This window comes from Pedobacter psychrodurus, assembly GCF_032678585.1.
Classification (GTDB): Bacteria; Bacteroidota; Bacteroidia; order Sphingobacteriales; family Sphingobacteriaceae; genus Pedobacter; species Pedobacter psychrodurus_A.
In genome coordinates, this window is the sequence record NZ_JAVTSN010000125.1 from 1 (window position 1) to 1,308 (window position 1,308).

The 1,308-nt window shown below is 39.3% G+C and carries 2 protein-coding genes; both read right to left on the bottom strand.

The features are described 5' to 3' along the window. Positions 1–87 precede the first annotated feature (87 nt). On the bottom strand, positions 88–963 hold the full coding sequence (locus R2S57_RS30320; protein ID WP_316848650.1) for an IS3 family transposase: 876 nt from the start codon (positions 961–963) through the stop codon (positions 88–90). After that, positions 948–1,308, bottom strand: a 361-nt coding sequence (locus R2S57_RS30325) for a transposase (protein ID WP_316848649.1), incomplete at its 5' end; no start/stop codon positions are given. The genes R2S57_RS30320 and R2S57_RS30325, both read right to left, overlap by 16 nt.

Sequence of the window (1,308 nt, forward strand, 5' to 3'; positions counted from 1 at the left end):
TGGAATTGCAATAGTATACTAGAGATTTTTTTTTGTCAGATATTTTTTTTTTGAGAAGCATTAATTTAGATTCTTCTTTTGTGCAATTTATGCTGTTCTTTTTCTATTCATCATTACTTTTTCAACTTCTAAAGGGGTCAAATAACCCAGTTTTGAATGGATTCTTTTTCTGTTATACCACACCTCTATATATTCAAAGACTGCTATGTATGCCTGCTTTTTAGTTTTGAAAGTTTTTTGATAAACCATCTCAGTTTTCATTGATTTAAAGAAACTCTCTGCAACTGCATTATCCCAACAGTTTCCTTTTCGGCTCATACTCTGAATTATTGGTAACCCCACCAACTGCTGCCTAAACTCTGAACAAGCATACTGAACTCCCTGATCAGAGTGGAATATTAGTGTATCCCCAATTCTCCTGTTTGCTTTTGCCATCTGGAATGCGCTAACCGTTGTGTTTTTGGCTTCCATATTATCACTTAGTGACCAGCCAATTACCTTTCTGTCCGCAAGGTCGATAACCGTTGTCAAGTAAACCCATCCAGCACCTGTGCGTATATAAGTAAGATCTGAAACCCATTTTTCTCCTGGTCTTGCAGCCGAAAAATCTCTGTTAAGAACGTTTTCTGCCACAGGATGCACATGATCTGAGTCAGTCGTTTTTACCCATTTCTTGCGTATAACGCTTTGAATCCCTGCCTTCCGCATTATCCTGGCTACTCTGGGTCTGGAAGCTTGGATGCCTTTTTCAGCGAGCTTGGCAGCAATCCTCGGACTCCCGTAAACTTTTTTGCTGTCGTTATGTATCTCTATGATTTCTTTTAATAGCAAGACATTTTCAACTTGACGTTTGCCCTTGGGATGATTTAACCAATAATAGAAGCCACTGTTACTTACCTCAAACACTCTACACATCATTTCAACTGAAAATATTCTTCGGTGCTCCCTTATAAATCCGAATATCTCCCGTCTCCCTTGGAAAAGATGCCCACCGCCTTTTTTAGAATGTCACGTTCCATTTGAGCATCTTTTAGCTCTTTTTGCAGCTTTTTAATTAGCTTCTGATCCTCGGTCAATTCAGCCGTTCCCTGACCGGACTCTGATTCCCGTTGTCTCCATTTACTCAAAAGAGTCTGGCTGATACCTAACTCATCAGCTACCTCTTTTACAGATCCTTTGGTGTAAGAAAGCGCTATAGCCATCTTTCTGAAGGATTCATCAAACACTCGTCTGCCCATATTATTCAAATTTAATAGTTTCTTCCTAAATCTGACAACTAAATCCCTCCAGTCAAATGTAGCAACTCCA